Source organism: Pedobacter metabolipauper (assembly GCF_004362715.1).
GTDB classification, from domain to species: domain Bacteria; phylum Bacteroidota; class Bacteroidia; order Sphingobacteriales; family Sphingobacteriaceae; genus Pedobacter; species Pedobacter metabolipauper.
The window spans coordinates 844565-862330 of sequence record NZ_SNYC01000005.1; the positions used below are offsets into that span (position 1 = coordinate 844565).

At 42.5% G+C, this 17766-nt stretch carries 16 protein-coding genes; 2 read left to right on the plus strand and 14 right to left on the minus strand.

Going from position 1 to position 17766, the window contains the following annotated elements:
* Positions 1-39: 39 nt before the first annotated feature.
* Positions 40-1386 carry an MFS transporter gene (locus ATK78_RS16000; protein ID WP_133577113.1) on the plus strand — a complete coding sequence of 449 codons (1347 nt, stop codon included), beginning with the start codon at positions 40-42 and terminating at the stop codon, positions 1384-1386.
* A 110-nt stretch (positions 1387-1496) separates the two neighbouring features.
* Positions 1497-2825: a DEAD/DEAH box helicase gene (locus tag ATK78_RS16005; RefSeq protein ID WP_133577114.1), complete on the plus strand. Its 1329-nt coding sequence runs from the start codon at positions 1497-1499 to the stop codon at positions 2823-2825.
* 79 nt (positions 2826-2904) lie between these two features.
* Here the strand turns inward: ATK78_RS16005 and ATK78_RS16010 are convergent, their stop codons facing one another.
* The 14 genes from ATK78_RS16010 to ATK78_RS16075 all read right to left on the minus strand — a co-directional run bounded on the left by ATK78_RS16010 (position 2905) and on the right by ATK78_RS16075 (position 17719).
* Positions 2905-3807 (minus strand): AraC family transcriptional regulator, encoded by a 903-nt coding sequence (locus ATK78_RS16010; protein ID WP_133577115.1) that lies wholly within the window; start codon positions 3805-3807, stop codon positions 2905-2907.
* 4 nt (positions 3808-3811) lie between these two features.
* The gene (locus ATK78_RS16015; protein WP_133577116.1) at positions 3812-5497 is read right to left on the minus strand and encodes a sodium/sugar symporter; all 1686 of its coding nucleotides are present in this window, start codon (positions 5495-5497) and stop codon (positions 3812-3814) included.
* Between the two features lie 30 nt (positions 5498-5527).
* Complete coding sequence (araA, locus tag ATK78_RS16020) at positions 5528-7021, minus strand: L-arabinose isomerase (protein WP_243732554.1); 1494 nt, start codon at positions 7019-7021, stop codon at positions 5528-5530.
* 20 nt (positions 7022-7041) lie between these two features.
* Entirely contained in the window at positions 7042-7740 is a 699-nt protein-coding gene (locus ATK78_RS16025) for an L-ribulose-5-phosphate 4-epimerase (protein ID WP_133577117.1), read from the minus strand.
* On the minus strand, positions 7733-9415 hold the full coding sequence (locus ATK78_RS16030) for a ribulokinase (RefSeq protein ID WP_133577118.1): 1683 nt from the start codon (positions 9413-9415) through the stop codon (positions 7733-7735). Before ATK78_RS16030 ends, ATK78_RS16025 begins: the two co-directional genes overlap by 8 nt.
* Positions 9416-9487: 72 nt before the next feature.
* Positions 9488-10195, minus strand: a complete 708-nt coding sequence (locus tag ATK78_RS16035) for an NUDIX hydrolase (RefSeq protein WP_133577119.1) — start codon at positions 10193-10195, stop codon at positions 9488-9490.
* Positions 10196-10329: 134 nt separating this feature from the next.
* On the minus strand, positions 10330-11568 hold the full coding sequence (locus tag ATK78_RS16040) for an SAM-dependent methyltransferase (RefSeq protein WP_133577120.1): 1239 nt from the start codon (positions 11566-11568) through the stop codon (positions 10330-10332).
* Positions 11569-11575: 7 nt separating this feature from the next.
* Entirely contained in the window at positions 11576-12379 is an 804-nt protein-coding gene (locus ATK78_RS16045) for a DUF1365 domain-containing protein (protein ID WP_166664898.1), read from the minus strand.
* A 10-nt stretch (positions 12380-12389) separates the two neighbouring features.
* The gene (locus ATK78_RS16050) at positions 12390-13634 is read right to left on the minus strand and encodes an NAD(P)/FAD-dependent oxidoreductase (protein ID WP_133577122.1); all 1245 of its coding nucleotides are present in this window, start codon (positions 13632-13634) and stop codon (positions 12390-12392) included.
* Positions 13634-14668, minus strand: coding sequence for an SAM-dependent methyltransferase (locus ATK78_RS16055; RefSeq protein WP_133577123.1), 1035 nt, complete (start codon positions 14666-14668; stop codon positions 13634-13636). The genes ATK78_RS16050 and ATK78_RS16055 overlap by 1 nt, the downstream gene beginning before the upstream one ends.
* Before the next feature lie 468 nt (positions 14669-15136).
* Entirely contained in the window at positions 15137-15925 is a 789-nt protein-coding gene (locus ATK78_RS16060) for a DUF1295 domain-containing protein (protein WP_133577124.1), read from the minus strand.
* Positions 15926-15950: 25 nt separating this feature from the next.
* A complete protein-coding gene (locus tag ATK78_RS16065; protein WP_133577125.1) occupies positions 15951-16679 on the minus strand; it encodes an acyl-CoA desaturase in 729 nt (242 codons plus the stop codon).
* Positions 16680-16747: 68 nt separating this feature from the next.
* A complete protein-coding gene (locus tag ATK78_RS16070; RefSeq protein ID WP_133577126.1) occupies positions 16748-17245 on the minus strand; it encodes a cupin domain-containing protein in 498 nt (165 codons plus the stop codon).
* A 111-nt stretch (positions 17246-17356) separates the two neighbouring features.
* Entirely contained in the window at positions 17357-17719 is a 363-nt protein-coding gene (locus ATK78_RS16075) for a response regulator transcription factor (RefSeq protein ID WP_133577127.1), read from the minus strand.
* Positions 17720-17766: the final 47 nt, after the last annotated feature.

The following is a 17766-nucleotide window of genomic DNA, read 5'->3' on the forward strand; positions in this document are numbered from 1 at the left end:
ACCAATATTACCAACTCATTAGCGCCTTACAAACCTGGAATGCCGATAAAACAATTGCCTTTAAAAAAAGAGATCTCCTATGCTGCCGGAATGATGGGCTGGAGTATCATGAGTAACCTCATTATTGTGATGCTCCCTTACTTTTACCTGCCGCCAAATAATTCCGGGTTAAACCCACTGGTTCCGCAGCTGATGGTTTTCGGTGCATTTAATATTCTTTCACTGATTGCGGCCTCTGGCCGCTTGTTTGATGCCATTTACGATCCTTTTATTGCTTCGGTAAGCGATAGCAGCAAAAATCCTAAAGGCAGAAGAATTCCAATCATGAAATACGCAATTGTTCCTGCTGTGCTTTTCTGCTCCCTTGTTTTCTATCCCCTGGTTAAGGGAGAAAGCATTGTAAACGGATGGTGGCTGGCCATTGTACTTGCCGGATTTTTCATCTCCGTAACCACTTATATTATCCCTTACAATGCCTTGCTTGCCGAGCTTGCACACGATGCAGATCAAAAAGTCAAGCTTTCTACGTACCAGCAGGTTGGATTTGTGCTGGGAATGATCCTTGCTGCCCTGTGTAATAATTATGCGGACCTGATCCAGGATATTTTTAAGGTTACCGAACGTGCCGAAGCCTTACAGTATACCATTTGGGGTTTAAGCATTTTCTCCGGACTGGTGATGATCCTGCCTATCATATCCATTGATGAAAAGGAATATACCACGGCAAAACCCACACACATTGCCTTAATTCCTGCAATAAAGAACACGTTTAGGAACTCAAACTTTAAGTATTACCTGATCTCAGATTTTGCCTACTATATTGCATTGAGCATCATTTCGAGCGGATTGTTATTCTTTGTAACCGTTTTATTGGGATTGCCGGATTCTGACGGGGGTAAATTTATGGGGATCATGGTTGTCCTTTCTCTTTTGTTCTATCCTTTTATCAATTATGGGGCTAAGCGCTTTGGGAAGAAACCCCTGGTTATTGCCGCCTTTGCTATACTCAGCCTGATCTTTGTAACGATCTATTTTTTGGGTGAACTGCCCATATCCCCTACCCTGCAAATGTATATCCTGGTTACCTTTGCTTCTTTTCCGCTGGCTTCACTTGGAATTTTACCCAATGCGATCCTGGCAGACATTGCGCAAAAGGATACGATAGAGACCGGAGAGAATCATGAGGGGATGTTCTTTGCGGTGAAGTATCTGTTCGTTAAATTGGGTCAGACGATGGGGATTGCCATTTTTGCCATGCTGACCGTTTATGGCAAAGATCCGGGAAATGACTATGGTTTACGCTTAAATGGTGCCGTTGGCTTTGTACTTTGCGTTTTGGCCCTGATATTTTTTAGCCGCTTTAAGGAAAGCAAAGCTAAGGTCTGATACTCAAACCACTATAAAACACAAGGATAAGTAAAAGCCGAAAGTTTATATGTACCTTTGCCGGCGAAGCGAATTATTTCGCGGCTATTATTACATTAAATACAAACATATTGTTATTCGAAGAATTAAATCTGATTGAGCCCATTTTATCTGCGCTGCAAACAGAAGGTTATACACAACCTACCCCCATACAAGAACAATCTATTCCAAACATATTACAAGGCAGAGACCTATTGGGCTGTGCACAAACAGGAACGGGTAAAACTGCAGCATTTGCTATTCCAATGCTGCAACTGCTAAGTAAGCCACATACCAACACGAAAGTTCATAAAGCAATTAAAGCATTGGTATTGACGCCAACGCGTGAGCTTGCCATCCAAATTGAAGAAAGCTTTAAAGCTTACGGAAGAAATCTGCCCATTAAACACCTGGTTATATTTGGTGGTGTGGGTCAGAAAGCACAGACCGATGCACTTCACCGCGGTGTAGATATTTTAGTTGCCACTCCCGGAAGATTGCTTGACCTGATGAACCAGGGATTTGTAAACCTGCGAGACATTGAGATCTTTGTACTGGATGAGGCCGACCGTATGTTAGATATGGGCTTTATTCATGACGTTAAAAAAGTAATTGCGAAGCTGCCTGCAAAAAGACAAACCTTGTTCTTCTCGGCTACCATGCCTAAGGAGATCCAGACGTTGGCAAATACCATTCTTAGCGATCCAATTAAAGTAGAAGTTACACCGGTATCCTCTACCGCTGAAAAAATCCAGCAGGAGATCTACTATGTAGAAAAGAACGATAAAAAGAACTTACTGATCCATATCCTTCAAGATAAGACCATTCAAACGGCCTTAGTCTTTGCCCGTACCAAGCATGGTGCAGACCGGATTGTAAAAGACCTGATCAAAGTTGGTGTTAAAGCGGAAGCCATTCATGGTAACAAGTCTCAAAATGCCAGACAAAGGGCTTTAACAAATTTCAAAGCAAAGACTACACGGATCCTGGTAGCTACCGATATTGCTGCCCGTGGTATTGATGTGGATGAACTGACCCATGTGATCAACTATGAGCTTCCAAATATTCCGGAAACTTACGTTCACCGTATTGGCCGTACGGGTCGTGCAGGATTAAGCGGAACCGCTCTGTCTTTCTGCGATTCTGAAGAAAAAGAGTTTTTGGATGATATTGAGAAACTGATCGGATTAAAGCTTCCGGTTACAGAGGATCATCCGTATGCATTGAGCTGGCAAAGCCTGATGAGCGGTGCTGCAGCAGCAAAAGTTAAAGGCAAAGCGAAACCTTCAAGAGGCGCGCGCCCTGAACGTACCGAACGTCAGCCTAACTTAAGCGGAGCCAAAAGAACACCAAACGGTGGCGGTGGTGGCGGCAAAAGATGGGGAAGCAATAAAGGAAAGCCTAAAGCGGCAAACTCCTGATCCCAATGATACATCAACTATAAAATAGAAGATACATACCTTACGAAAAGCCTGGTTTTAATAGAACCAGGCTTTTTTATTAAACGGCAATATGATTACTGCGGCTTAGGGTATGATAGGAATCCATATATGCACTTGGAGACTGTCCGATTATACTTTTAAATACCCGGTTAAAGTTTGTGATGCTGTTGAAGCCTGCCCGGTATGCTACGCCGGAAATGCAATCCGTTTTATGGTCAGAAACCAGGCTTTTACATGCATCATTAACCCTTACCTCATTTAAGAATGAAATAAACGTATGACCCGTATGTTTTTTAAAGTACCGGCAAAAGGCGTGCGGTGTCATATATGCTGCATTGGCCACATCTTCCAGATCAATCTGGTTGTTGTAATTGCGCATAATAAAGTTGATGATATTACTCAGCCTCATCCCTTCGCGCTCTGAAAGTGCTGACGCGTAAACATCCTGACAAAGTGCTTCAAGCCCTTGTTCTATATTTTGAAGTACTTCCAGTAACCCCAGGAAGTTAAACAGCACGTTCATCCCGGATGCGTCATGTACCTGGAGCATTTTATCTGCAACAGCAATACGGTATTGCTCCGGAATTTTAAATCCATGCTTGTTATTTTTCAGAAAAGCACCTGCAGCCTTAAGTTCAGGCAGGTTGAATAACCCATCCAATATACCTGAAGGGTTAAAGTAAATGGAGCAGGCCTGAATGGTTTTGCGCGCATCTTCTTCAAAATATTCCGGGTTGCTTTTGAATAGGTGCGGCAGATTGGCCCCGATTAAAAACAGATCGCCGGCACAAAAAGCATGCATATTATTCCCGGCAATGAGTGTTCCTTCCCCTTGTTCCACCCAGGTTAGCTGCCATTCATCATGCCGGTGTAAATAAGGATAGAAATGTGGCCGTTCAATGCGTTCGGAGATCACACTTTTATCGTCTGGAGCCAGCAATGTAAATGGAAGTACTTTCATAAGCTTACCAGAATTTAATGTAAAGTGCCGCGATGATGAGCAGGGTAATTACAATCAGAACCAATGTAGAATTACTCACCTTAAACATGGTCTTATCCAGTTCAAAAGCTTTTGGATTTATTTTTGGACCGAATAAGCTGATTAAGATCATGATCAGCATGGTAAAGCCAAATGACAGTCCCATACAGATGTGAAACGGGATCTCATACGCACCGGATCCATTTGGATAGGCCGTATACAGCAAGGTATCGTTACCCAATAATTTTGGTGCAAACTCATTGAAAAATACAGAGAAAAGGAAGCCTGCCAATACACCGGCAATTGCGGCGCTTCCGGTTGTTCTTTTCCAGAACATACCAAGAATGAACATGGCAAAGACCCCGGGACTGATAAAGCCGGTATATTTTTGAATAAAGGTAAAGCCCCCTGCGCCGCCGATTCCCAACAGATCATTCCAGGTGAACAGTACCGCAAGGATCATCCCCACAAATACCGTAGCCCTTCCAATAAAGACAAGGTCTTTTTGGTTGGTACCTTTATTAAAATATTTGGAATACACATCCAGCGTAAATATGGTTGATATACTATTTACCTTACCTGCCAGTGAGGCAACAATTGCAGCGGTAAGTGCGGCAACAGACAATCCTTTTAAACCAGTAGGCAAAAACGTAAGTACTGCAGAATAGGCACCATCCTTACCACCGATCAGCTGGGGTAAATGACCGCCTTTGTAAAGTACATAAGCCGCAATACCGGGAAGCATTACAATTACAGGCATTAACAGCTTAAGTAATCCCGCAAACAGGATTCCTGTTCTTGCGGTTTGAAGATCAGCACCAAGAGCCCGTTGTGTAATGTACTGATTACAGCCCCAATAGTTTAGGTTAATGATCCATATACCTGCTACGTAGGATGCGAGGCCGGGAAAAGTTAAGTATTTACTGATCTCGTTTTGTGTGGACGTGGCTGTAGGTTTAGGAATGATCATTTTAAAGTGTTCCGGTGCCTGCTCCATCAATACATTAAAACCAGCGATGGCATTGCTGCCGACACCAAATTTCTGGCCTACCACAGTTAAGGCAATGTAGGTAGTTACCAGGCCGCCAAATATCAGAACGGCTACCTGGATTACATCGGTATAGGCTACCACCTTCATCCCTCCCAAAGAAATAACCAATGCAAAGACGGCAAGGCCGATCATGATCACATGCAGGTAATCACCACCGGTTAATCCATTGATTGCCACAGCACCTAAATAAAGTATGGAAGTCAGGTTTACAAATACGTACAGGAATAACCAGAAAACGGCCATGATCAGCGCGACCGACTCATTATACCGTGTTTTAAGAAACTGGGGCATGGTGTAGATCTTATTTTTAAGATACACGGGAATAAACCATACCGCAACAATGATCAGGGCAATTGCAGCGATCCATTCATAAGCTGCTACCGCAATGCCGAGAAAGAAACCTTCGCCACTCATGCCAATAAACTGCTCTGCAGAAATGTTTGATGCAATTAAAGATGCCCCAATTGCCCACCAGGTTAAGGTACCTTCAGCCAGGAAAAAAGCTTTGGCATCGTGTTCTCCTTTTTTACGTTCGCGATAAATGTAGTAGCCATAGCCGGAAACGACCAGGAAATAAATGATAAAGACTACATAATCTGTAGTTACTAAACTATTGTTCATACGTTATTTGGTTATTTGGTTTGTGGTAATCTATCTGTAATACATTTCATTCCAGTGCAGCTCGTTCCTAAAGTTTTCCAACTTAGTCCCTGCATTGATATTCAGGTATTCAAGGCCTGCAATATTAGCAAAATCAAGCATATTCCCTGCAGTTAAATTCTGGCTGTAGGCAGTATGGTGGGCACCACCTGCATAGATCCAGGCTGCGCATCCTGTTTTCATGTCCGGCAGTGTTTTCCACAGTACCCGTGCTACCGGCAGATTAGGAAGTGCCTCGGTTGCCTCTACCGCTTCCACTTCATTAACCAGGAGCCGGAAACGGTTCCCCATGTCTATTAAAGATGCATTTAGGGCTTTACCTCCGGCTACATTGAAAACCAGGCGTGCAGGGTCAGCTTTACCACCAATGCCAAGCGGGTGAACTTCTAAACTGGGTTTATCCTTTGCCAGGGAAGCATCTACTTCCAGCATGTGTGAGCCCAGCACCATCGGGTTTTCCGGATTAAAATGATAGGTATAATCTTCCATAAATGCATTGCCTCCTTCCATACCGCTCCCCATCACCTTACAAGCCCTTACCAGGGCAGCAGTTTTCCAGTCGCCCTCACCAGCAAATCCATATCCGGATTCCATAAGCCGCTGTGCAGCAATACCAGGCAGCTGGATCATGCCATGAAGATCTTCAAATGTATCGGTAAACCCCTTAAAGCCGCCATCCTCTAAAAATTTACGTAACCCGAGTTCAATTTTAGCGGCTTCGTATACCGAAGCGCGTTTTGATCCGCCTTGCAGCAGTTCAGGCGACATTGTATAGCTTTTTTCATATTCGGACAACAGATCCTGGATCTGCTGCTCTCCAATACCATCGATCACAGTTACGAGGTCGCCGATGCCATAGGTGTTTACAGAAAAGCCAAACTTCATTTCAGCTTCTACCTTATCGCCTTCGGTAACCGCAACAAACCGCATATTGTCACCAAAGCGGGCAAATTTAGCGCCCTGCCAGTCGTGCCAGCCTGCTGCCGCCCGAGTCCAGGCATTGATCTCATTTAAAACGTCTTCATCCTGCCAATGTCCCACAACTACCTTTCGGTCTTTGCGCATTCTGGAAACCATAAATCCGAATTCCCGGTCTCCATGTGCACTCTGGTTCAAGTTCATGAAATCCATATCTATAGTATCCCATGGAATGTCCCTGTTAAATTGCGTATGCAGGTGCAGCAATGGTTTTTGCAGTATACTCAATCCCCTGATCCACATTTTGGCAGGAGAAAAAGTATGCATCCACGTGATTACTCCAATACAGTTTTTGGTTGTATTGGACTGCTGTAAGGTTTCAAAGATCTCATCCGGAGATTTTACGATGGGTTTAAACACGATGGTTACCGGAATCTGCTTTACTGTATTTAGTGATTCTGCAACTTGCCGGGCATGTTCAGCAACCTTTTTTAAAGTTTCTTCACCATATAGGTCCTGACTGCCTGTTATGAACCAAACTTCCAATTCTTTTAGATCTATCATCATATATTTTTTAAGATTTAGGGTTACTGACCATAATAACTATCTGGTCCATGTTTACGTTCAAAATGTTTTTTTACCAGGGCTTCCTTTAATTTTGGTGCCCGTGCATTGATGCCTTGCGTAAGCTGGGCCATCTGTGCAATATTCTCGAGCACTGCACTATTGTAAACGGCTTTATCTGCAGTTTTGCCCCAGGTAAAGGGGGCGTGGTTTGCAACCAGCACCATCTCTACTTCCTGGTAGCTGAGGCCCAGGTTTTTAAAGTGGTCGATGATCTGGTATCCGGTTTCATATTCATAATTGCCGGCGATCTTTTCGTCGCTCATTGGCGGGGCACATGGAATATCTACAGTCAGATGGTCTGCATGTGTTGTTCCCTGGATGGGGATGCTGGATTGCGCCTGTGCCCACGCGGTAGCATAGGTGGAGTGTGTATGAACGATACCGGAGATCTCCTTCCAATTCTTATACAGGACTGCATGGGTTTTAGTATCTGAAGATGGCCTGAGTATTCCGTTTATGGTATTGCCTTCAAAATCAACGATCACCATATTTTCCGGAGAAAGCTCTTCATATGGAACACCGCTGGGTTTAATGGCGAATACACCAAGGTTTCGGTCTGCCGCACTCACATTACCAAAGGTAAAGAGCACCAGGCCCAGTTTGGGAAGCTGCATATTTGCAGCGTAAGCTTCCTGCCTTATTTTTTCATACTTACTCATGGCGGATATTTTGTTCGATGTAAGCTCCCAATGATTTGTATTTCGGAAAGCGTTTGGCATAATACCCGGCAAGCGCTGGATTGGGCTGATATGCTGCATCGAAGCCACTTCCCATAGCTTTCATAGCGTCTTCAATGCTTGGATATATACCTGCTGCAACTGCGGCGAACATGGCCGCTCCAAGCGCACAGGTATGTGTAAACTGATGAATTCTGATGGGCATATTCAATACGTCGGCCATCATCTGCATCACAAAGGGTGACTTTTTTGCTACGCCGCCTATTCCGATAATCCCTTTTACCGGAATGCCTTCAGAGATAAAGCGGTCTACAATATTTTTAGCACCGAAGCAGGTTGCTTCGGCAAGTGCCTTAAAAATTCTCGGGGCATCTGTACCCAGGTCGAGCTGGAATAATGCACCTTTTAATTCCTGGTTTGCATCAGGTGTTCTTCTGCCGTTTAGCCAGTCGATACCCAGCTCATCATCCGGATCATTGGGTAAAAGTGCAGCCTGCACGCTTAATTCAGGTATGATCCGGTCTGTCATTTCTTCCCGTAATGCGGCAGCTGTTGTTTCATTGATGATGGACGAATCTGTTAACAGGTTTTGCAGCGGCCATGCCAATATATTTTTGAACCAGGCATAGGTATCGCCAAAAGCGGACTGTCCGGCTTCCAGTCCTGCCATTCCCGGAATTACCGATCCATTAACCTGGCCACAGATGCCTTTAATTAATTTGCCTTCCATATCTTCCTGAGGGGCAACCAGTATATCGCATGTGGAGGTACCCATAATTTTACACAGGAAATAGGGTTCTATTTGTCCGCCAACAGCCCCCATGTGTGCATCAAATGCACCAACCCCAACCTTAACTGCTGTTGTTAGCCCGAGCCGTTCTGCCCATTCCGCACTTAATGAACCTGCAGCCTGATCGGAGGTATAAGTTTCTTTAAACAGGCGACCGGTATATCCATCTAAAACCGGATCGAGTGCTGTAAAAAAATCATTGGGGGGCAGTCCTCCAAATTCTTCAGCCCATAATGCTTTATGACCAGCGGCGCACCTGCTGCGTTTCATCTCATCAGCAGACGTACCGCCTGTAAGCAGAAATGGAATCCAATCGCAATGCTCTACCCAGGAGTAACAGCTGTTTCTAACAGCTTCATCTGTTCGGAGCGTTCGCAGCAGCTTGGCCCAAAACCATTCTGACGAATAGATACTTCCTACATATTTTAAATAATTATTTTCATACTTAAGCGCATGTGCGTTGATCTGTGCGGCTTCCTGAACGGCAGTATGGTCTTTCCAAAGCACAAACATGGCATGTGGATTTTCTTCAAAGCCCGGCGTTAATGCCAATGGGGTACCGGTATGGTCTACAGCAACAGGCGTAGATCCGGTTGTGTCTACAGAGATCCCTTTGATGAGACCGGCTATCGCACTACCGCCCGCTTTCTCCACACATTCTTTGATGGTAATTTCTAATCCTTCTATATAATCTAAAGGATGCTGCCTGAATTGATTTGCTGCAGGATTACAATATAATCCCTGCTGCCATCTTTTATAATGGTGTACCGCCGAGGAAATTTCTTGTCCCGTGCCGGCGTTTACCAATACGGAGCGAACAGAATCAGACCCGTAGTCAATACCGATAACATATTTGGTTATGTTCATAATATTATTAAATGTCTAATTAACGTTTAATAATTATGAAAAAAAAATTTAATTCATCTTTTGGGAAAGATTCTATCCAATAATGTTATCGAGGTTAGGCATAAAGTTTATAAAAGACTGAAATTTAGTCTTATACAGATCCTTATCCAGCTTGAAATAGAAAGCTCCTCTCTTGGAGGCAGACTTATCCTTATCTTCCAGTTTGATCAGCAAACCAGTTGAACTTAGTTTTCTTATGAAATTACGATTGTCAATACTGGTATTATATACCTGCTCATAGAGACTTTGCAGTTGCGGTATGGTGAATTTTTTAGGCAGCAGTTCAAAAAGAATGGGATGAAGTGCGGCTTTGTATCTTACCTTTTTCTTGGCATCTTCTACCATCTGGTCATGATCGAAAATCAGTTTAGGGGCTTCATTGAGCAGAAACCATTCTGCATGAAAATTGTGGCTGATCTGCTTTTCATACTTATGGATATCTATCAGTGCAAAATAAGCAACAGACACCGTACGCTCCATTGGGTCTCTGTTCGGGTCACCATATGTTTTAAACTGTTCCAGGTAAACTTCTTTTAAGCCTGTCAATTCCAGCAGGATACGCTGGGCAGCACCATCTACATCTTCATTTGCACCAACAAACCCACCCATTAAACTCCATTGGTCTGTAGCCGGTTCAAAACTTCTTTTGATCAGTAAGATCTTAAGTTGTTCTCCGTCAAATCCAAAAATGATACAGTCTACAGCAAGCAGCAGATGTGCCTGATTAAAATATTCAGCCATTGTGTATTTATAATATATATCTTATCCAAAGATAAACTTGCTTTGATATATTTAAGAAAGATTAAAAAAATAATAAGCGTTTAACTGACTATTGTTCGGAATTTAAGGTATCGCATTCCCTAAACCGGCACCTTTTACCTTCCGGTATTATTTGGCCTGGTATAAACCATCTGCATGACATGGATATTGCGCATGGCAAATGCTGCTTCACAATAATTAAAATAATACCGCCATTTGCGGATAAAGCGTTCATCAAAGCCCAGGCTTTTAACCAATGCAGCATTCCGGTTAAACTGCTCAAACCACAGGTTCAGTGTTTTTGCGTAATCCAATCCCATGTCCTTCAGATCGACCATGGTTAAGTCGCCTGTTGCATTGATGGCTTCATTTATCTTTGCTACTGAAGGCAGCAGAGAGCCTGGAAAGATATGCTTCTGAATCCAGTCTACCCCTTTCCGCAGACTATCATATCTCGAATCCGGACTTGTGATGACCTGTAATGCAAGTATCCCATGATCGGCAAGCACTTCATTACATTTAGAGAAATAGGTTTTATAATAATTGTGACCAACGGCCTCCAGCATTTCTATGGAAACTATCTTATCGTATTTGCCTTTTATATCTCTGTAATCGCGGATTACAATTTCTATTTGATCAGATAAGCCAGCGGCAGCTACACGCTCCATCGCTAATTTCTGTTGTTCTACAGAGATGGTTACTGAGGTAACCCGGCATCCATAATTGCGTGCCATATAAATGGCATTGCCGCCCCATCCACTCCCTATTTCCAGCACATGATCTGTAGACTTGAGGTGAAGCTGTTCACAAAGGCGTTTATATTTGGCATGCTGTGCGTCCAGCAGCGATGTTTCCGGAATATAAAAATAACCGCTGGAATAGGTCATGGTATCGTCCAGAAATGTTGCAAAGAACGCATTATTCAAGTCATAATGCGCTGAAATATTTTTCCTGGAACCTGAAATACTATTTGATCTTCCATTGTGATAGACCCTGTTTATCCATTTAAAGATATTGAGGCCTAATGTTTTGGCTTTACTGCCGGATACTGAGGGTGCATTTTCTATATTCAGCAGTACCCATTTAATCAATGCTGTAATGTGGTCTGTTTCCCAAAGCCCGTCCACATAAGCTTCTCCAAAACCAATATCGCCATACAAGACCAGGCTTTTAAAAAAGTCATTGTGTTTAATGATGAGTGTGGCACTGATCTTCGCCCTGGCCTCACCAATACAGATCTGTTCACCGCCCGGCAATGTCAGGCTTAAGCTTCCCTTATTCATTTTTTGCAGGGCATTGAGCACTACATTTTCATAGAATCCGGGTTTACTTTTTACGATGGACAAAGAAGACATGGGCTGCTCAGTTAGTAGGTTTATAGGGTTTATATACGTCCTTTTGCAATTGGTGGTTTGCCGACTTCTTATGGAATGAGAAGTCCTTGCGCCACAATAAAAAGGCCTGCCAGTGGATTAATCCCATCACCCGAAGGGGGATTAAAGGAATAGAAAAGAAGTATCTTAATAAGTTTGCATTTGTTAAAGGTTTTCGCGTTCCGGTTAATGTGCTTAGAAAAAAACGCTGCCCGTTCTTATCGTAATCGTCGATCCTGATATCCAATTTTTCTCCAGGTATACCCAGGTTAAAATCAAACAGGGTATCCAGGTCTATGAACGGAGAAACGTAGAAATATTTTTCAACCCGCTGTACCCATCTACCACCTTCCAGCTCATCTTTACCAATAAAGAACAGCTTCATTTCATGAAAGGTATTGCTGATCTCAACTACCGCACAAAGCGGCTTACCGTGTTCGTCCTGGCAAAAGTAAAACGATACCGGATTAAAATTATAGCCCAATACGGACAGGTTGGTTAGGAGCATCACGCTGCCGCGACCTAAAACGACCTGGTTCTCCAGCAGGTACCTGGTTAAATGTTCCCGCGTACTTTTACCAGGATCAGGATTTTTTGCCGGCAGCTGCAGATGGTCCTTATCCCTAAAATTAAACAGGTTAAATCTATTGTGACCAATCCAGCGCAATTTTTTAGAAAGGAGACCGATTTCATCCAGATCTATATAGAACAAATATACTTTATACCAAAAGTGGTGCTTCTTTGGCGACAACCGGTTGTGCATTACTTTACAGATATAGAGCGATGAATTCATTTTAACAGGTTTAAAGGCGCTTACACAGTTCAACTGCGCTTGCATACGCATCTTCATGGAAACCATACTTAAAATAGCTTCCACAGTAATAAACAGGCCCTGTCTGGTTTAACAGATGCAGTTCTTCCTGGGCCTTCATTGCAGGCACATCAAAAAGAGGATGCTCATAATCGATTTCTTTGATAACTTTTGATCCATCAAGCTGGCTGGATGGATTGATGGATACAAAATAATCTTTTTTGTCAGACACCTGCTGCAGCTGGTTCATCCAATAGATGGTGCTTGGCACCAGGGCATCCCCATTTTGTTCTACCCGGTAATTCCAGCTGCTCCAGGCCAGTTTTTTATTCGGCATCAGGGAAGTATCTATGTGTACAACGGCTTTATTGGACTGATATTTAAATTTTGACAGCAGACGGGCTTCATCTGCTGTTTTATGCTGCACAATCTTATCACTTTGATCTGCATGGCAGGCCATGATCACTTTATCGTATACCGATTCTTTGCCGCCGGAACTGGTTACCATAACCTGACCATTTTCAAGCCGTTCCACCTTTACCACCTTTTGTTTGAGCATGATCCGTTCTTTAAACGGAGCGATGAGCAGTTCCCGGTAAGATTGGCTTCCCTGATGCAGGGTATACCACTGGTGCTGGCTATCCAGCCCTAAAAAACCATGATTCTTAAAAAAACGGATCAATGATACCGCAGGGAAATCCAGTATTTGTTCCATTGGTGCAGACCATACTGCGGAACTCATTGGAATGAGATACTTCCAAAGCATATCTTCGCCATACCCAAATTCCCGGATGTAACGTCCGATGGTATAATCTGCATATTGCGGATTATACAGCACCTGGAGACATTGTGTATTGAACCTGTTTATTTCCAGCAGCATCCGCAGATAGGAAGGCTTAAAAATATTCCGCCGCTGTGCAAATAAATGGTTTAAGCTTGATCCGCTATATTCGAGCTGATCTGGAAGGTACTGGACGCTGAAGGACATTTCGGTTTTTTTTACCGGGGCCTTGATCTGTTCAAAAAGCTGGGTCAGGTGCGGATACGTCCGGTAATTAAATACCATAAAACCAGTATCCAAATGCACCGTTGCTCCATCTTCATTTACCGTAATGGTATTGGTATGCCCTCCTATATAGTCCAGTTCTTCATAAAAAGTCAGGTCGTATTTTTTATGCAGAAAATGACCGCAGCCCATTCCGGCTATTCCGGTTCCAATGATTGCTATTTTCTCCATCAAATCTGGTTCTTTTTAAACAGGTAATGTGAAACCATCCACTCATTCCCATTATGGTAACCAAACAATTCGGCACATGACATATAGAACAACCGCCAATACACCCACCATTTAACGGACTGATCCTTTCCATAGGTTTGCTCAAATAAGGGTATAATCTCCTTTTTATGGGCATCCATATTCTTTAACCAGGCTTCTGACGTCTTAGCATAGTGCATTCCATTAACTACCCATTGCTTTTGCACGGTAAGATCATCATTAAAATAGGACAACAGGTGATTGGAAGGCATGATGCCTCCGGTAAAAAAGTATTTGCTCATCCAGTCGGTTTCATCGATCACTTCGAACTTATAAGCCAGGGTATGATGTGTAAAGATGTGAACAAACAGCTTTCCGCTTTCTTTTAAAAAAGAAGCTACCTTTTTCAACAGCAACTTATAATTGCGCATGTGCTCAAACATCTCTACAGAGACTACACGGTCAAACTGATGGAGAATTTGAAACGTATTCATATCTGCGGTGATGACAGTCAGGTTTTTGATACCCCGTTCAGCGGCTGTTTCATCGATGAATGCCTTTTGCGTAGTAGAGTTAGATACCACGGTAAAGGTACTGTCCGGGAACTTCGCAGACATATAAAGCGATAAAGAGCCCCATCCGCAGCCCAGTTCCAATACCTCCTGTCCGCTTCGAAGATCTGCACGCTGACAGGTAAGTTCGAGCATGTCAATTTCTGAGGTATCTATATCTTCAACTCCGCCATACCAATATCCGCTTGAATATTTCAGGTTCTTTCCAAGGCAATACTGGTAAAATTCGGTTGGCACTTCATAATGCTGTTCATTTGCGTCTGATGTATTGATGGCTATTGGTGAATTTCTAAGTTCTTCCAATAGTCCGCTTAAGCGCTGCTGCTGCAGTTCACTGTTTTCAGCAAGTTCATCTTTAAGTCGCTGCTTTATTAATCGCCTGATTCCGAGGCGCAACAGGAAATCAGGCAATTTATCTTGTTCAAGTAGTTTATCGTACCACATCAAGTCGAAAGTTTATCTAGGGGTTAGGGTTATTCCTGTATCTGTACGAATTGATACAAGCGCAGTTATTAATTATACGTTTTTAGCCACTATTGAGATTTATTTTAAACGGATTAGGAATTAAAATGAACAACCTGAACAGGTTAATATCATTACAAAAACATCATCCTGGCGGAAAAGAGAGAACGTCTAAAGAGAGAACGTTTAAAGAGAGAACGTCTAAAGAGAGAACGTTGAAGAGAGAACGTTTGAAGAGATAACATTGGAGAGAGAACGTTTGAAGAGAGAACTTTTAAAGAGATAACATTGGAGAGAGAACGTTTGAAGAGAGAACTTTTAAAGAGATAACATTGGAGAGAGCATCCAATATTGAGCCTTGGAGAGAACGTTGGAGAGAACGTTGGAGAGAACGTCGGAAGAACGTTGGAGAAAGAACATTAAGAGCAATCAATAGAGAACGTGTGAAAACTAACTGTTCTTAAACCAGGGTACAAATGCACTGGTAGTTTCCTGGTACTTGCGGTATTTGTCGCCTTTAGATCTTAATGCCTGCTCTTCTGTTGCTGGAATACCGGTTACATTAAAGATCAGGTAAAAAATGATTGCAGGGCTAATGATGGCGATCCATCCCCATGAGGCGGTAACGGCGAACAGGAAATAGGAGACCCACATCAGGCATTGAAAAAAGTAATTGGGGTGCCTCGAATAGTTCCATAATCCAAGGTTACAAACCTCTCCTCTATTCACGGGATCTTTTTTAAACAAGCTGAGCTGCCAGTCTGCAATCCCCTCACCAATTACCGCGATAGCCCAAATGCCCATACTGGTATATTCCAGGATATTTATTGCAGGTTCTTTGTTTAATGCGATTATAAAAAATGGAATGGCAAGAACTACATTGGAGATGGCCTGAAACTGAAAGAATACAAAGAATTTAAAATCTTCACGAGGTGCCCATTCTTTTCGCAGTTGCTTATAACGGCCTTCTTCTTCATGAAGGTGTCCAATTACGCGTTTCCATAGGTGAATACCCAAACGTGTACCGGCAATAACTACCATACCACAGATCAATTGCTTACGGGGCTCAAAACCTTCTGCTAGGCAGTAGAGCAGGATTCCTATGACGGGAAAGTTCAATGCCCAAAAAACGTCAACAACCCCTGCATTGGTTATCTGCTTTGCCCAAAACCACACCGCAACCATAATGAGGCAGCAGCTGAACAGGCAAATAATAATCAACAAAAGGGTTGAGATCATACCCTAGAAACGAATTTATTCGTTCTTAGGTTTTCCGGATGCGGATAATGTGCATCCAGTGCATCACCTTCATGATCGGATAGGTTGGGTCAAACTCATACCATTTTGATGCAAAATTCGGGCTGTTTGGCTTTTTGTGGTGATTGTTCTGAAACAACTCCCCCATCATTAAAAAGTCTAACGGCAAAGAGTTTTTGCTATGGTCGTTATTATCATGGTTGGAATATCCATATTTATGTCCGCACCAATTTACGATCGCTCCATGTAACGGACCCATCAGGAAATGAACAGGCAGCAATAAGAACATCCACCAGGCTGTAGCAAAGGTTACATAGAACCAAACATAAAAGCTGATAAAGATGAGTCTGGTGATCCATGAATCGCCAATCTTATCAATGATAGGCCATGAAGGATAGTTATCCCTAAATTGCTCTTCAGGCTCATGATTATATTTCGAATAATTCAGGTAAATATTTTTGGTTTGGATCATCATCCCCCAGACGTCCTTTACGAAGTGTGGGGAGTGCGGATCTTTTTCGGTATCACTAAATGCATGGTGCATGCGGTGCAGGATGGCATACGCACGTGGATTCAAGAAAGATGAACCCTGCGACAAAAAAGTGATGGTATAAAAGAATTTCTCCCAGAAAGGATTCATCTTAAACATTTTATGCGAAGCATAACGGTGCAGGAAGAAGGTTTGGGAAAAAAGTGATAAAAACCAGTGTAACAGAAAAAACAATAAAATGATCATATTGGTATTAACGAATATTTAGGCATAATGTTCTAATGCCATCATAAAATGATGTAAATAAAAAGAACTTATCTGCCAAAATCGTCCTGAACACGAACAATATCACTTTCATCAGAAGGATTGCTTTGGTCAGTATGCTGCCAAATCTCAGATACGATACCCCAATCTTCCAGACCGATCAAACGGTGTCTTTCACCTTGTTTTAATTTAATACTTTGACCCGGACTAAGCTGCTGTAATGCACCTTCTTCATCTGTATCGCTGGTTACGACACCTACAGTACCGTTAACTACACGCCATATTTCAGCACGACGGTGGTGGTATTGCCACGAAAGACGAGTCTTAGGGGCTACGATTAATATTTTAGGGCTCAATTTTCCTGAAATACGAAGGTCTTCCACGTTTAATCCTTCGAAGTAAACATTGGCAAACTGTTGTGCCTGATCTTCATCGATTACAAAGAAACCACCCCATGGGCGGGTTTCATCACGGTTAACTACATTAAATCCTTCTATTTTTAAACGCTGCGCTACGCCGTCGAATATTTCTTTCTTTTGATCTGACATTTTAAATTGCTCTATTATTTTAATGCCCAAACTTAGATAAAATTGCTCTTATATACAAAGAAGCCGGGCAATCTTTGTCCGGCTTCTTATGTATTGTATAAAAATTAATTGTTATTTATTCAATTGGGCATTGATTCGTTTTACGATGTAATCGATATCAAATGGTTTGCTGATATAATCGTTAGCACCAGCTTCAATACTAATCTGTTTATTCTGATCGTTTGCAGACATTACGATGATTGGAATGTGTCTGGTAAATACATCCCCTTTAAGATCGGCACAAATACTGGCACCATCACCATCAGGAAGCATGACATCTAAAATAAACAAATCAGGAACAGAATCTTTCAATTTAGTTTTCAATTCTGCGAATGTAGACGAAAGCTGTAGTTCATATCCTTCATCTTTTAACAAAACTCCAATAATGTATCTGATATCTTCATCATCTTCAAGTACATGTATTCTTTTTATCATAATTTGATCTTGTTTATAAGGTTTCGTGCTATTACTAGCAACAACTT

Bases quoted from the DNA above. Each gene is read 5' to 3' on its own strand.
- ATK78_RS16000 (WP_133577113.1), top strand. From the start codon at position 40: ATGCCGATAAAACAATTGCCTTTAAAAAAAGAGATCTCCTATGCTGCC.
- ATK78_RS16010 (WP_133577115.1), bottom strand. From the start codon at position 3,807: ATGAAAGTACTTCCATTTACATTGCTGGCTCCAGACGATAAAAGTGTG.
- ATK78_RS16015 (WP_133577116.1), bottom strand. From the start codon at position 5,497: ATGAACAATAGTTTAGTAACTACAGATTATGTAGTCTTTATCATTTAT.
- araA (WP_243732554.1), bottom strand. From the start codon at position 7,021: ATGATGATAGATCTAAAAGAATTGGAAGTTTGGTTCATAACAGGCAGT.
- ATK78_RS16025 (WP_133577117.1), bottom strand. From the start codon at position 7,740: ATGAGTAAGTATGAAAAAATAAGGCAGGAAGCTTACGCTGCAAATATG.
- ATK78_RS16030 (WP_133577118.1), bottom strand. From the start codon at position 9,415: ATGAACATAACCAAATATGTTATCGGTATTGACTACGGGTCTGATTCT.
- ATK78_RS16035 (WP_133577119.1), bottom strand. From the start codon at position 10,195: ATGGCTGAATATTTTAATCAGGCACATCTGCTGCTTGCTGTAGACTGT.
- ATK78_RS16040 (WP_133577120.1), bottom strand. From the start codon at position 11,568: ATGTCTTCTTTGTCCATCGTAAAAAGTAAACCCGGATTCTATGAAAAT.
- ATK78_RS16045 (WP_166664898.1), bottom strand. From the start codon at position 12,379: ATGAATTCATCGCTCTATATCTGTAAAGTAATGCACAACCGGTTGTCG.
- ATK78_RS16050 (WP_133577122.1), bottom strand. From the start codon at position 13,634: ATGGAGAAAATAGCAATCATTGGAACCGGAATAGCCGGAATGGGCTGC.
- ATK78_RS16055 (WP_133577123.1), bottom strand. From the start codon at position 14,668: ATGTGGTACGATAAACTACTTGAACAAGATAAATTGCCTGATTTCCTG.
- ATK78_RS16060 (WP_133577124.1), bottom strand. From the start codon at position 15,925: ATGATCTCAACCCTTTTGTTGATTATTATTTGCCTGTTCAGCTGCTGC.
- ATK78_RS16065 (WP_133577125.1), bottom strand. From the start codon at position 16,679: ATGATCATTTTATTGTTTTTTCTGTTACACTGGTTTTTATCACTTTTT.
- ATK78_RS16070 (WP_133577126.1), bottom strand. From the start codon at position 17,245: ATGTCAGATCAAAAGAAAGAAATATTCGACGGCGTAGCGCAGCGTTTA.
- ATK78_RS16075 (WP_133577127.1), bottom strand. From the start codon at position 17,719: ATGATAAAAAGAATACATGTACTTGAAGATGATGAAGATATCAGATAC.